The sequence below is a fragment of the Brevundimonas sp. genome, assembly GCF_035626535.1.
GTDB lineage: Bacteria > Pseudomonadota > Alphaproteobacteria > Caulobacterales > Caulobacteraceae > Brevundimonas.
The window spans coordinates 52477-66139 of the sequence record NZ_DASPNO010000079.1 but is presented as its reverse complement, the minus strand read 5'-3'; the positions used below and the strand labels follow the sequence as shown (position 1 = coordinate 66139).

At 69.5% G+C, this 13663-nt stretch carries 13 protein-coding genes and 1 other RNA gene; all 14 read left to right on the top strand.

Annotated elements, in window-relative coordinates; genetic code table 11:
- Window positions 1-96 precede the first annotated feature (96 nt).
- The 14 genes from VEC04_RS12505 to murG all read left to right on the top strand — a co-directional run bounded on the left by VEC04_RS12505 (window position 97) and on the right by murG (window position 13661).
- Window positions 97-420 carry a hypothetical protein gene (locus tag VEC04_RS12505; RefSeq protein WP_324777319.1) on the top strand — a complete coding sequence of 108 codons (324 nt, stop codon included), beginning with the start codon at window positions 97-99 and terminating at the stop codon, window positions 418-420.
- A 1-nt stretch (window position 421) separates the two neighbouring features.
- Entirely contained in the window at window positions 422-1183 is a 762-nt protein-coding gene (locus VEC04_RS12500) for an N-acetylmuramoyl-L-alanine amidase (protein ID WP_324777318.1), read from the top strand.
- Window positions 1180-1698 carry a DUF6678 family protein gene (locus VEC04_RS12495; protein WP_324777317.1) on the top strand — a complete coding sequence of 173 codons (519 nt, stop codon included), beginning with the start codon at window positions 1180-1182 and terminating at the stop codon, window positions 1696-1698. The genes VEC04_RS12500 and VEC04_RS12495 overlap by 4 nt, the downstream gene beginning before the upstream one ends.
- Before the next feature lie 7 nt (window positions 1699-1705).
- Window positions 1706-2085: RNase P RNA component class A (gene rnpB / locus VEC04_RS12490), an RNA gene on the top strand.
- A 310-nt stretch (window positions 2086-2395) separates the two neighbouring features.
- Entirely contained in the window at window positions 2396-2881 is a 486-nt protein-coding gene (locus VEC04_RS12485) for a division/cell wall cluster transcriptional repressor MraZ (RefSeq protein WP_324777316.1), read from the top strand.
- Window positions 2878-3828, top strand: coding sequence for a 16S rRNA (cytosine(1402)-N(4))-methyltransferase RsmH (gene rsmH / locus VEC04_RS12480; RefSeq protein ID WP_324777315.1), 951 nt, complete (start codon window positions 2878-2880; stop codon window positions 3826-3828). The genes VEC04_RS12485 and rsmH overlap by 4 nt, the downstream gene beginning before the upstream one ends.
- A complete protein-coding gene (gene ftsL / locus VEC04_RS12475) occupies window positions 3825-4256 on the top strand; it encodes a cell division protein FtsL (RefSeq protein WP_324777314.1) in 432 nt (143 codons plus the stop codon). The genes rsmH and ftsL overlap by 4 nt, the downstream gene beginning before the upstream one ends.
- A complete protein-coding gene (locus tag VEC04_RS12470; protein WP_324777313.1) occupies window positions 4253-5992 on the top strand; it encodes a penicillin-binding protein 2 in 1740 nt (579 codons plus the stop codon). The genes ftsL and VEC04_RS12470 overlap by 4 nt, the downstream gene beginning before the upstream one ends.
- A complete protein-coding gene (locus VEC04_RS12465; RefSeq protein WP_324777312.1) occupies window positions 5989-7458 on the top strand; it encodes a UDP-N-acetylmuramoyl-L-alanyl-D-glutamate--2,6-diaminopimelate ligase in 1470 nt (489 codons plus the stop codon). The genes VEC04_RS12470 and VEC04_RS12465 overlap by 4 nt, the downstream gene beginning before the upstream one ends.
- The gene (locus VEC04_RS12460) at window positions 7451-8851 is read left to right on the top strand and encodes a UDP-N-acetylmuramoyl-tripeptide--D-alanyl-D-alanine ligase (protein WP_324777311.1); all 1401 of its coding nucleotides are present in this window, start codon (window positions 7451-7453) and stop codon (window positions 8849-8851) included. The genes VEC04_RS12465 and VEC04_RS12460 overlap by 8 nt, the downstream gene beginning before the upstream one ends.
- A complete protein-coding gene (gene mraY / locus VEC04_RS12455) occupies window positions 8851-9960 on the top strand; it encodes a phospho-N-acetylmuramoyl-pentapeptide-transferase (RefSeq protein ID WP_324777310.1) in 1110 nt (369 codons plus the stop codon). The genes VEC04_RS12460 and mraY overlap by 1 nt, the downstream gene beginning before the upstream one ends.
- A 4-nt stretch (window positions 9961-9964) precedes the next feature.
- Entirely contained in the window at window positions 9965-11392 is a 1428-nt protein-coding gene (gene murD / locus VEC04_RS12450; RefSeq protein WP_324777309.1) for a UDP-N-acetylmuramoyl-L-alanine--D-glutamate ligase, read from the top strand.
- Window positions 11389-12567 carry a putative lipid II flippase FtsW gene (ftsW, locus tag VEC04_RS12445; RefSeq protein WP_324777308.1) on the top strand — a complete coding sequence of 393 codons (1179 nt, stop codon included), beginning with the start codon at window positions 11389-11391 and terminating at the stop codon, window positions 12565-12567. Before murD ends, ftsW begins: the two co-directional genes overlap by 4 nt.
- A gap of 8 nt (window positions 12568-12575) precedes the next feature.
- Window positions 12576-13661, top strand: coding sequence for an undecaprenyldiphospho-muramoylpentapeptide beta-N-acetylglucosaminyltransferase (murG, locus tag VEC04_RS12440; protein WP_324777307.1), 1086 nt, complete (start codon window positions 12576-12578; stop codon window positions 13659-13661).
- Window positions 13662-13663 lie beyond the last annotated feature (2 nt).

Below are 13663 nucleotides of genomic sequence, written 5' to 3'. Positions count from 1 at the left end.
GACACTCGCCTGTGAAGCGGCCGGTCATTGACCGTTCACACCGATGGACCGACATTCGGAGTTCGGCGTTGTTCGCAGCGCCATAGAGGTAACGTCATGACCCAGTCCGACCGCCTGATCTTCGGCCCCGGCCCTTCCGGCCGTCGACCCGCCAACGGGTTCGTCGCGTCCGTCATGTGGCTGGGCGGGTTGATCGCCACCCTCGCCGCCATGGCGATCGGAGCGGTTCTCGCCGTCTTCACCGCCGCCGCAGTGGCCGTGATCGCGGTCTTCGCGGGTGCGCTGGTCTTCCTCGCCGGCCTCGCCCTGCGCGCCCGTCGCACCCTGTCCGGTCGCCGCCGGCGCGGTGACGACGTCATCGAGGCGCGCAAGGTCGACGGGACTTGGGTGGCCTACGGCTGGGAGCGGCCGGGCCGCTAGGATGCTGGTCGTCCGGGACGCGCCGTCGCCCAATTTCGACAAGCGGCGGGCCCCGCCCGACATGCTGGTGCTGCACTACACAGGCATGCGCACGGCGGAGGACGCCGTCGCCCGTCTGCGCGACCCGGAGGCGCGGGTTTCAGCCCATTATGTCGTCGACGAGGATGGCGCGATCCTGCGGCTGGTGGCCGAGGAGCATCGCGCCTGGCACGCCGGTCGCGGCGCCTGGCAAGGCGAGACCGACTGCAACGCCGCCTCGATCGGCATCGAGATCGTCAATCCCGGCCACGAGTTCGGCTACCGGGACTTCCCCGACGCGCAGATGGACGCCGTGATCAGCCTGGTCAGCGACATCCGGTCGCGCTGGACCATCCCCGACGCCCGCATCATCGCCCACTCCGACCTCGCTCCGGACCGCAAGCAGGATCCCGGCGAACGCTTCCCGTGGAAGCGCCTGGCCTCGCTCGGCCATGGCCTGTGGTTCGAGCCGGCGCCGGAACGAATCCACGCCCTCGGCGCCCCGCTGGCCGTCGGCGACGAAGGGCTGGGCGTCATCGTCCTGCGCGCCGGCCTGCACCGGCTCGGTTACGGGCTCCAGCCCGGCGGCGACTACGACGAGGCCACGAAGCTAACCGTTGAAGCCTTCCAGCGCCACTGGCGTCCCGCGAAGGTCGATGGCGTCGCCGACGGAGAGACCCGGGCCACATTGATGGGCGTGCTCCAGCGGGCCACGGCGGAGAGCGTCACCGGAGTCTTGCAGTGACTCTCCAGCCCCCGGGCAGCGAGGCTGAACTCGCGCAGGCACGCGCCGCCAACCGGGAACACTACCTCAAGGTCGTGCTTCCGAAGCTTGAGGCGGGCATTCAGACAGAGATGGACCGACGAGGGCTTGCCTCCTTCATGAATCGCACGCGATGGGCGCCGCTTTGCAAGGCGGTCCACGAGGAACTGCCTTTTCCGCCGCCGTTCCAGATTCAGGATATGACCGGACCCCGGCAGGTCTTGTGGGCGAGCGATGATGTCGACCACTGGGGCGACTGGAGCGCCGAGAGCCTTGAGCCGGTTCTCAGCATTGAGTGGATGCGGATCGTTCCGCGCTACCTCAAACATCGGGGAATGCTGGTTGCTCCCGAGATCATCGACTGCACCACTCAGTTGCGTGATCTGGTGAAGCGTTTGCGTCTGCCTTGGCGGGAAGACGAGCGGGGTATCTGGATTTACGGCTACGCTCCGGCTGATCCGGCGACATTGACCTCGCCGCCCGAAGCCCCCACTTAGACCCCCGTCAGACGGCCGGGCGGTCGCGGCGGGGGTTATGCTCCCGTCGAGGAAAGTCCGGGCTCCACGGTGAAATGGCGGCGGATAACTTCCGCCCGGGGCGACCCGAGGGATAGCGCCACAGAAAGCAAACCGCCTGCTCTTCGGAGCAGGGAAGGGTGAAAGGGTGGGGTAAGAGCCCACCGCGTCGCTGGCAACAGGGACGGCATGGCAAGCCCCGCCTGGAGCAAGACCGAATAGGGACGTCGCGCGGCTTCGGCCGCAGGGTTCACCGCCCGAGGCGTCCGGGTAGGTCGCGAGAACCGGTCAGCAATGGCCGGTCCAGAGGAATGATCGTCGCCGCACTTCGGTGCGGAACAGAACCCGGCTTACAGGCCGTCTGACCTTTCTCCCTTGTACGGCCCGCTGCGGCGGCTCGCTGCTTGAGGCCGATGCCGCCGCAGGGTTCCGGCAGAGCCGCCGTTAACCTTTTGCAGCGCAACATTTATCCACAGCCTGTCTATACTTCCGATGTTCTGTGTATGTTCACAAAATTACAGGCTTCAGCTAGACGGTCGAGGTTAACTTCCGTCAACTAATCCCATTGAGACCCATTTGATCCCATGCTATCCCATAGGCTTGAGTTGGGGTTCGGCGGGCGCGTGGGTGCGCCCATGACGCAGAGGGGCGGATCGAAGGGTCCGAGTTGGGGCAGGGCGTGTTTCTCTCGACTTACGAGAAACAACTGGATGGCAAGCGCCGCCTGCTGATCCCGCAGGAGTTCCGCACGGCCGACAACGGCGCGGAGCACGGCGTCTTCTGCTTCTTCTCGATCGAGTCCGATTGCCTCGAGGCCGGCGGCGACAAGCTGATGGCCGAATACGTCTCGATGATCGAGGAACTGCCCTTCGGCGACGACGTGCGCACGGCGCTGGAGGAGACCTTCTACGCCGGGCAGCGCCCGCTGGCTTACGATGGCGGCGGTCGCATCACCCTGCCGGAACACCTCTGTCAAGACGCCGGTCTCGGCGAGGACGTTGTCATCGTGGGCCTCGGTTCGCGCTTCCAGATCTGGGATCGCGCCCGCTGGAACGCGCGCCGCGACGAGCGTCGGGCGCTGGCCCGTCAGGCGGTGCGCGAGCGGGGTGAGGCGGGGCGCAAGGCGCTGCTCGCCGGCCGTCGACCGGGCGGGGAGGGTGCATGAGTCCGCACGCCCCCGTCCTTCTGGCCGAAGTGCTCGAGGCGCTGGACGCGAAGCCCGGCGACGTGATCATCGACGCCACCTTCGGCGCCGGCGGCTACACCCGCGCCATTCTCGCCACCGGGGCGACGGTCATCGCGCTGGATCGCGATCCAACGGTGCAGCCGCACGCCGACGCCGTCGCCAATGACTTCCCGGGCCGGTTCCGGCTGATCCGCACGCCGTTCTCGGATCTGGCCCAAGCGTTCGCCGAAGCCGGCCAGGCGCGGCTGGACGGCGTCGTGTTCGACATCGGCGTCTCGTCCATGCAGCTGGATCAGGCCGAGCGCGGCTTCTCCTTCATGCGTGACGGGCCGCTCGACATGCGCATGTCGGACGAGGGCGAGACCGCCGCAGACATCGTCAACAGCTGGGACCACGGGCCGCTGGCCCATATCTTCAAACTGTATGGCGACGAACGCCAGTCGGGCCGTATCGCCACCGCTATTCTGCGCCGCCGGGCCGAAAAGCCGTTCAGCCGCACCCTCGATCTGGCCGAGGTGGTGGAGAAGGCCCTGGGTGGTCGCCGCGGCGCGCCGATCCATCCCGCCACCCGCGTGTTTCAGGCCCTGCGCATCGCCGTCAACGACGAGCTGGGGGAGCTCCGCGCCGGTCTGGAGGCGGCCGAGGCCACGCTGACCCCCGGCGGGCGCCTGGCGGTCGTCACCTTCCATTCATTGGAGGACCGCATCGTCAAGGCGTTCCTGACCGAGCGGACCGGCGCCGCGCCCGGCGGGTCGCGCCACGCGCCGATCGCCGTCGATACCCGCAAGCCCAGCTTCACCCTGATTTTCAAGGGCGCGCGCGAGGCCAGCGAGGAAGAACGCGCCGCCAATCCCCGCGCCCGTTCGGCCAAGCTGCGCGCCGCGGTCCGCACCGACGCCCCGGCCTGGGGGAGGATAGCGGCATGATCGCGGTCGGAACCCTGAAACGCGTGTTCGACTGGAAGGTCCGCGGCGTCCGCTGGATCGAAATCATCGGCCTGGTGCTGGTCGCGGCGATGATCTTCTCGGTCTATCTGGCCAAGGCCGCGGCGGCGAGCGAGAGCGCCCGCATCGCCAATCTGGAGCGGCAGATCACCCAGAACGGCCAGCGCGTGCGCCTGCTGCGCGCCGAGGTCGCCCGCCTGGAACAGCCCGGCCGGCTGGAAGCCCTGTCGCGGGGCGCGGGTCTGGGGCCGGTCGACGTGCATCGTCAGGCGACGGTGGCCAGCCTGCCCGAATTGGCGCCGATCCCCGAACCGCCGCCCGCCGTGATTATCGCCCCGACGCTCCCCGCCGCATCGGAAGCGGCTGAAACGCCAGCCGTTGCGGCCGCTTCCGCGGAGCCGGCGCAATGAGCGTGCACGACCCGCAGGCTTGGGATCGCCGCGCCCCCGGACGCTCCGGCGGCCTGTCGCTGTCGTCGTGGCGCTGGCTGACCGAGATCATGTGGCGGATCGAGCATTCCTTCGGGCGCGCCCGGGCCGACGCCCGGCCCGAGGAGGACACCCGGGTCCGCATCTTCGTCATCCTGTCGCTGTTCTCGGCCGTGTTCGTCTGCCTGGCCCTTGGTGCGGTCAACGCCGCCCTGCTGGCGCCGAAGGGCGGCGTCGGTTCAATCGGCCATCCGAACGCCGTGTCGAGAGCTGACGTGGTCGATCGCAATGGCGCGCTTCTGGCCACCAACATCGTCCACTACGGCCTCTACATCGACCCGGCCGAGGTCTGGGACCGACGCGCCGCCGCCATCCAGATCAAGCGGGTGCTGCCGCGGATTTCCATGACGCGGTTGAACCGCGTGCTGTCTGGCGACCGGCGGCTGATCGTCATGCCCGGCCTGACTCCGGGGGAGAAGGCGGCCGTGCACGGCCTCGCCCTCGGCGGCGTCAGCTTCGAGCCCGAGGATCGCCGGGTCTATCCGCTGGGCGCGTCGGCCACCCACGTGCTGGGCGTCACCGACACCGGCGGCCAGGGGCTCACCGGAGCGGAACTCGCCTTCAACCGCGAGATCCGCGACGCCGGCGCGCGCGGCGAGAACTTCCCCCTGTCGATCGACCTCCGCATCCAGGGCGTGCTGGAGAATGAACTGGCCCGCGCCGTCGCCGAGAGTCAGGCCAAGGGTGCGGTCGGCATCATCGCCGACGTCCAGACGGGCGAAATCCTCGGCATGGCCAGCTGGCCGACGACCGACCGGCTGAACCGCGCCACGTCCGCCCACTACGAAATGGGCTCGGTGTTCAAGACCTTCACTGTCGCCGCGGGCCTCGACACGGGCCGGGCCGACATGAACACCCTGTTCGACGCTTCGCAGGCCTTCATGATCGGCAACCGCCGCATCACCGACTTCCATGCCACCAATCAGGTGCTGACGCTGGAAGAGGTCTATCTGCACTCGTCCAACATCGGCACCTCGCGGCTCGCGGTCGAGATGGGGCCCGCGACGATGCGCGACTATTTCACCCGCTTCGGCCTGCTCGACGCCGCGCCGATCGAACTGCACGAATCCGCCAGGCCCCGACGGCCGAACAAATGGGACGACTCGACGCTGGCGTCGCTGTCGTTCGGCTATGGCATCATGATCACCCCGCTGCAGATGTCGGCCGCCATGGGCGCGCTGACGAACGGCGGGCGGTTCATCCCGCTGACCCTGCGCAAGGGTGGTCTGCCGAACGCCGATGTCCGCCAGGTGGTCAGCCCCGAGACCTCGCTGACCCTGCTGGACCTGCTGCGCCGGAACGTGGTGCGCGGGTCTGGCGGCCGGGCTGAGGCGCCGGGCCTGCGCGTCGGCGGCAAGACAGGCTCGGCCAACAAGCTGGTCAACGGCCGTTACGATCCGACCCACGCCGTCGGCACCTTCGCTGCGGTGTTCCCCGCCGACGGCCCGGTCAACGCCCGGCGCTACTCGATCCTCATCCTGATCGACGAGCCGGGGACCTTCCCGCGCACCGGCGGCTTCGTCGCGGCGCCGGCCGCTGGCCGCATCGCCGATCGCATCGCGCCCTTCCTCGGCATTGAGCGCCGCGCCGACCAGTACCGCACCGCCCTCGGCGAGCGCATCCCCGCCTTCGAGGACGTCGAGGGGGACGGCCGATGAGCGCGGTCCGGCCTGCCGCAATCAAGCTGTCCGATCTGCTGCGCCGGGACGTGCCCGCTGACCCGGTGATCACCGGCGTCACCGCCGACAGCCGCAAGGTGGCTCCCGGCAGCTTGTTTGTGGCCCTGCCCGGCAGCGCCGCCGACGGTCGAGCCTTCATCCCGCAGGCCTTGTCGCAAGGTGCGGCGGCGGTGCTGGCTCCCGTCGACACCGACGCCGCCCTGGCCCCCGTCCTGGTCACCTCCGGCGATGTGCGGCGCAGTTACGCCATCGCGGCCCGCAGCTTCTACGGCATGCAGCCCGCGACCTGCGTGGCCATCACCGGCACCAACGGCAAGACCTCGGTGGCGGCCTTCTGCCGCCAGATCTGGGCCTCGCTCGGACTGTCCGCCGCGAGCATGGGCACGCTTGGGGTTTTGAAACAGACGGGTAACGTTAATCAGGCGTTGACCGGCCCCGGCCTGACCAGCCCCGACGCCGCCGACGCCGCCCGCCTGCTGGCCGAACTGGCCGCCGGGGGCGTGACCCATCTGGCGCTGGAGGCCTCGTCGCACGGCATCGACCAGCGGCGTCTCGACGGGGTCTCGCTCAAGGCGGCGGCCTTCACCAACCTGACCCAGGATCATCTCGATTACCACGGCGACATGGAGTCCTACCGCGCCGCCAAGCTGCGCCTGTTCGAGACCCTGCTGCCGCGCGGGCGGACGGCCGTGTTGAACGCCGACTCCGACGCCTATTCCAGCTTCGCCGCCGCCTCGATCATGTCGGGGCTGGGCGTCATGGGTGTGGGCGAGCGGGGGCGGGACTTGACCCTGGTCGCCCGACAGGCCGTGCCCGAAGGCCAGCGGCTGACGCTGGACGTGCGCGGGACGGTGCACGAGGTGCTCCTGCCGCTCGCCGGCGCCTTCCAAGCTTCGAACGCCCTTGTCGCCGCCGGCCTGTGCATCGCCGCCGGAGAGAGCTCCGAGCGGGTGCTGGCGGGGCTCGAAAAGATCACCGGCGCTCAGGGGCGGTTACAGCGCATTCCGGGTCCCGGCCGCGGCGAGGTCTACGTCGACTACGCCCATACGCCGGACGGGCTGGAGACGGTGCTCAAGGCCCTCCGCCCGCACGCGACCGGGCGTCTGATCGTCGTGTTCGGCGCCGGCGGCGACCGGGACCGGGCCAAGCGCCCGCTGATGGGCGAGATCGCCGGCCGGCTGGCCGACGTGGCCATCGTGACCGACGACAACCCCCGTTCGGAAGACCCGGCCGCCATCCGGCGAGCCGTGCGGGAAGGTTGTCCCGACGCGCAGGAGATCGGCGACCGCCGCGCCGCCATTCGCCACGCCATCGAACAGATGCGCGACGGAGATGTGGTGGTGATCGCCGGAAAAGGGCATGAGCAGGGACAGATCGTCGGTGGAGTGACTCACCCCTTCGACGATGCGTCCGAAGCCGCCGAAGCCCTGCGTATCCATGCCTGAGACTGCTCCCCTCTGGACTTCCGCCGAGATCGAGGCCGCCACTGGCGGCAGGCTGGCCGGCGCGCCGTTCGAGGTCGCTGGCATCACCTACAACAGCCGTGAGATCGTCCCCGGCGACCTGTTCCTCGCCCTGAAGGGCGCGCGTGACGGGCATGATTTCGCCCCCTCGGCCTTCGCGGCCGGTGCGGCCGGAGCGGTCACGGAGCGCCCGGTCGAAGGCGGGCCCTCCGTAGTCGTCGCCGACACCTTGCGGGCGCTGGAGGACATCGGCGCCGCCTCCCGGGAGCGCAGTCCGCACGTGCGCCGGGGCGCTGTCACCGGTTCGGTCGGCAAGACCAGCGTAACCCAAGCGATCAAGGCCGGGCTCGATCTGGCGGGGCCCGCCCACGCCTCGATCAAGAGCTACAACAATCACATCGGCGTGCCTCTGACGCTGGCGCGGATGCCGCGCTCGACCGCCCGCGCCGTGTTCGAGATCGGCATGAACGCGCCCGGCGAGATCGCGCCGCTGTCGAAGATGGTGCGCCCGCACGCCGCCTGCGTGACCACCGTCGGCCCGGTCCATATCGAGGCCTTCGCCAACGGCGAGGCCGGGGTCGCGGCCGAGAAGGCTTCGATCTTCGAGGGGCTGACCCCTGGCGGCGTGGCGGTGCTCAACGGCGAGGTTGATTTCGCGGTGGTGCTGGACGCCGCGGCCCGCAAGGCCGGCGCCCGCCTGGCCACCTTCGGAACGGCGGCCGGTCACGACGCCCGCCTGCTGGACTTCCTGCCGGCCGAGAATGGCGCGCGGGTGAAGGCGGAGCTGTACGGCAAGCCGGTGGACTTCGTCCTCGGCCAGTCCGGATTCCACTGGGGCCTGAACAGCCTGTGCGTGCTGCTGATGCTCGACGCGCTCGACGTGCCGCTGGAGACCGGCCTCGCCGCCCTGGCCGACTTCCAGCCGCTCGCGGGCCGCGGTCAGACCACCGTGGTCAAGGCGCCCGGCGGCGCCTTCACCCTGATCGACGAGAGCTACAACGCCAATCCGCTGTCGATGGCCGCCGGCTTCCGCAGCCTCGGCGCCAAGCCGGTCGGGCCGGGCGCCCGCCGCATCGTCGTGCTGACCGACATGCTGGAGCTCGGCGACCAGTCCCGCGCCCTCCACGAGGGCCTCGCCGCGCCGCTCGCCGCCGCTGGCCTCGATCTGGTCCACACCGCCGGGCCCGAGATGAAGCGGCTGCACGACGTCCTGCCGCCGCCCCGCCGCGGCCTCTGGCGCGAAACCGCCGCCGAGCTGGCCGCCGAGGCCGCCGAACTGGTTGCGCCGGGCGACATCGTCATGGTCAAGGGATCGAACGGCTCGAAGGCGTCGCTGGTCGCGAAAGCCCTTGCTGCTCTGGGAGGAGCCGCCTGATGTTCTACCTGCTGTATCTCCACTACGCCGACATCGCGCAGGACTATCCGCTGCTGAACCTGGTTCAGTACCAGACCGTGCGGGTGGGCCTCGCCATGGCGACGGCCATGATTGTCGCGGTGGCCATGGGAAGCCGCTTCATCGCCTGGATGCGGGTCAAGCAGGGCAAGGGCCAGCCGATCCGCGCCGACGGCCCGGTCTCGCACCTGTCCAAGGTCGGCACCCCGACCATGGGCGGGCTGATGATCCTCGCCGGCATCGCCGTGGCCGTGCTGCTGTGGGGCGACCTAGCCAATCCCTACATCTGGATCGTCAGCTTCGTCACCGCCGCCTTCGGCGTGCTCGGCTTCATCGATGACTACGCCAAGGTCTCGAAACAGACCTCCGCCGGCCTGACCTCGAAACAGAAGCTGGTCGCCCAGGTGATCGTCTCGGTCATCGCCGGCGTGCTGACGGTGCTGTGGATGACCCAGTCGCCGACCTCGCCCAACCTCGAGACGTCGATCGCCTTCCCCTTCTTCAAGGCGGTGCTGCTGAACGTCGGCTGGTTCTACGTCCTGTTCGCGGCCTTCACCCTGGTCGGCTTCTCCAATGCGGTGAACCTGACCGACGGGCTGGACGGTCTCGCCATCGTGCCGGTGATGATGGCGGCCGCGGCCTTCGGCATCATCAGCTACCTGGTCGGCAATTTCATTTTCTCGGATTATCTCGGCGTCCACCACGTGCCGGGCTCGGGCGAGCTGGCCATCTTCTGCGCGGCCATCATCGGCGGCGGCGTCGGCTTCCTCTGGTACAACGCCCCGCCCGCCAAGATCTTCATGGGCGACACCGGTTCGCTGGCGCTGGGCGGCGCGCTCGGCGCCATCGCCGTGGCCACCAAGCACGAGCTGGTGCTGGGCATCGTCGGCGGCCTGTTCGTCATCGAGGCGGCCTCGGTCATGATCCAGGTCGCCTACTTCAAGGCTACGAAGAAGCGCATCTTCCTGATGGCCCCGATCCACCATCACTTCGAGAAGATGGGTTGGCCGGAATCGACGGTCGTGATCCGCTTCTGGATCGTCTCGGCCATGCTGGCCTTGGCCGGCCTCGCCACCCTGAAGCTCCGATAGAGCCATGATCCCCGTCCCCGGCTTCGAAGGACGGAGGATCGCGGTCTTCGGCCTCGGCAGGTCGGGACTGACGGCCGCGCGCGCCCTCAGGGCCGGCGGGGCCCTGCCGGTGCTCTGGGACGACAGCGTCTCCAGCCGCATGCAGGCGGAGGCGGAGGGCTTCGGTGTCGAGGACCTGACCACCGCGGACTTCACCGGCTTTGCGGCGCTCGTCCTGTCCCCCGGCGCGCCGCTGACCCATCCGAAGCCGCACTGGACGGTGGCCAAGGCTCGCGAAGCCGGGATCGAGATCATCGGCGACATCGAACTGTTCGCCCGCGCCCTTGCGGCCCTGCCGGGGGACCAGCGCCCGGCGGTCGTCGCCATCACCGGCACCAACGGCAAGTCCACGACCACCGCCCTGATCGGCTGGGTGCTGAAGCAGGCCGGCATGACCGTCCACGTCGGGGGCAACATCGGCATCGGCGTCCTCGCTCTGCCGGCTCCGACGCCCGGTGCGGTCTATGTGATAGAGGTGTCGAGCTACCAGCTGGACCTGACGACCAGCTTCGCGCCGAACGTGGCGATCCTGACCAACATCAGCCCCGACCATCTCGACCGGCACGGAGGCATGGAAGGCTACGTCGCGGCCAAGAAGCGGTTGTTCCAGAACCTGCCGGGCCCGGGCGCGGGTGCGATCATAGGTATCGACGAGCCGGAAGGAGCCGCCATCGCCGCGGAGCTGAAGGCGCGAGGGGCGACTGTCGACCGCGTCAGCGTCAAGGCACCGCTGGAGGACGCCCTCGGCCTCTATGCGATCGGAAGCACCCTCTACTACAACGCCCCTGGCCCGGTAGCCCTGGTCGATCTGGAGCGGGCGCTATCTCTTCCCGGTCGGCACAATGCCCAGAACGCCGCCTTTGCGCTGTCGACGGCCATCGACCTCGGAATTCCCACAGAGGCGGCCGTGGGGGCTCTCCTGACCTTCCCCGGCCTCGCCCACCGCATGGAGCATGTCGGCACCCTCGGCCGTGTCCGCTTCATCAACGACTCCAAGGCCACCAACGCCGACGCCGCCCGTCAGGCGCTGTCTTCCTACGGCCGTAGCTTCTGGATCGCCGGCGGCCGGGCCAAGGCCGGCGGCATCGACGACCTCGAGGATCTGTTCCCGCGCGTCGCCGAGGCCTTCCTGATCGGCGAGGCGGCCGGGCCGTTCGCCGCCCGGCTGGGCGACACCCCGCACCGGATTAGCGGCGACATGGCTACCGCTGTAAGGCAGGCCGCCGAGGCCGCCGCCGCGACCGGGCGCGACGAGGTGGTGCTGCTGTCCCCCGCCGCCGCTTCCTTCGACCAGTATCCCGACTTCGAGGCGCGGGGAGAGGCGTTCCGCGCCGCCGTCCTAGCCCTCGGCGCAACTCCGCCAAACACCTCCAGCGGTGCTGCGTCGTCATGACCGAAAGCTACAGCCCCGCCTTCTCCCGCAATGACCAGAGCCCGATCGCCAAATGGTTCTGGACGGTCGACCGCGGTCTGCTTGCGGCGGCGCTCGGCCTGATGGCGCTGGGCGTGGCGCTCAGCTTCGCCTCCAGCCCGGCGGCGATCAATGCCGACCAGTCGATCACCGACCCCTTCCACTATTCCTGGCGGATGCTGGTCTGGGCCTCGATGGGGCTGGTGCTGATGCTCGGCGCCTCCCTGCTGTCGCCCCGGGGCGTCCGCCGCATCGCCGTCCTGGCCCTGCTCGGCGCCATCCTCACCATGATGGCCCTGCCGTTCATCGGCGACGAGGTGAAGGGCGCGGCGCGCTGGATCAATCTCGGTCCATTCAGCCTCCAGCCCTCCGAGTTCGCCAAGCCGGGCCTGATCGTCTTCGCCGCGTGGATGTTCGCCGAGGCCCAGAAGGGGCAGGGGGTCCCGGGCGTCAGCATCGCCTTCGGATTCTGGGCTCTGACCGTTGGCCTGCTGCTGATCCAGCCGGACATCGGCCAGACCCTGCTGGTCACCACCACCTTCATGGCCGTCTTCTTCATGGCCGGCGTGCCGCTGAAATGGGTGGCGGTGCTGGCCGCCGCCGGCATGGCCGGGCTGGTGTCCCTGTATTTCGCCTTCGGCCACATGCGAGATCGGCTGAGCCGGTTCCTCTCGCCGGAGACGACAGACACCCATCAGATCGACCGCGCCTCCGAGGCCATTCGCGCTGGCGGTTTGGTTGGACGCGGGGTGGGTGAGGGGGTGATGAAGCGCCACGTCCCCGACCTGCACACCGATTTCATCTATTCCGTCGGCGCCGAGGAGTTTGGCCTGGTCCTGTCGCTGGCCATGATCGGCCTCTACGCCTTCATCGTCGTGCGCGGCATGAAGCGGGCGATGAAGCTGAACGACGCCTATGAGCAGACCGCCGCCGCCGGCCTGTTCATGCTGATCGGCCTGCAGGCGTGCATCAACATTGCGGTCAATCTGAACCTGATCCCGACCAAGGGCATGACCCTGCCGTTCATCAGCTACGGCGGCTCGTCCATGCTGGCGATGGGCCTGACCATGGGTCTCGCGCTGGCCCTGACCCGCCGCCGCCCGGGCGCCTACGAGCCCGGCGCGACCCTGCCGCAGCGGCGGCGGATCTTGCCCTAGGGAGCGCCATGTCCAGAGTCTGCGTCGTCGCCGCCGGGGGTACTGGCGGGCACATGTTCCCCGCCGAGGCCCTGTCGCGCGAACTGGCGGCGAGGGGCTGGCGCATCGTGCTGGCCACCGATCACCGCGGCGAACAGTACGCTCACGCCTTCCCCGCCGAGGAGCGGATCGCCCTCGACGCCGCCACCGGCCGCGGGCCTGTCGGGCTAGCCAAGGCGGGCCTGACCATCGTGCGGGGCGTTGTTCAGGCCCGCCGCGCGCTGAAGCGGCTCGATGCGGCGGTGGTCGTCGGCTTCGGCGGCTATCCCTCGGCGCCGGCGCTTCTGGCGGCGCTCAGCCAGCGCAGGCCGACCCTGCTGCACGAACAGAACGCCGTGCTGGGCCGCACCAACCGCTGGCTGGCCCCCTATGTCGGCGCCGTCGCCTCGTCCTTCCCCAACCTGCAGAAGGTCCCGCAGGGCGTCGGAGCCCGGGTGACGCTGATCGGCAACCCGGTCCGGCCGGACATTAGCGCCCTGTACGATCGCCCGTTCAGCACTCCCGCGGAGGGCAAGCGAATCCGCGTGCTGGTCACCGGCGGCAGCCAGGGCGCGCGCATCCTCTCCGAAACGGCGCCGCGGGCGCTGGCGGCCCTTCCGGAGGCGATCCGCTCCCGGCTGAAGGTGCAGCAGCAGTCGCGCCCGGAGACGCTGGACGCGGCGCGTCAGATCTACCTCGACGCGGCCATCGACGCCGAGGTCGCCCCCTTCTTCCGCGACATGGCCCAGCGTCTGTCGGCGGCGCACCTGGTCGTCGGCCGGGCCGGCGCCTCGACTTGTTCCGAGCTGGCCGTGGCGGGCCTGCCCTCGATCCTGATCCCGCTCAAGATCGCCATGGACGACCACCAGCGCTTCAACGCCGCCAGCCTTGCGGACGCGGGCGGAGCCGAGGTGATGCTCGAGGACGAGGTCACCGTCGAAGCCCTGACGGCTCTGTTGGCCGGCATCCTTGCTGATCCCGCCCGGCTTGAGGCGATGAGCCGCGGTGCGCGGGCGGCGGCCCTTCCGGACGCCACCCGCGCGCTCGCCAACATGGTCGAGGCGGCGGCTCGCTAGAG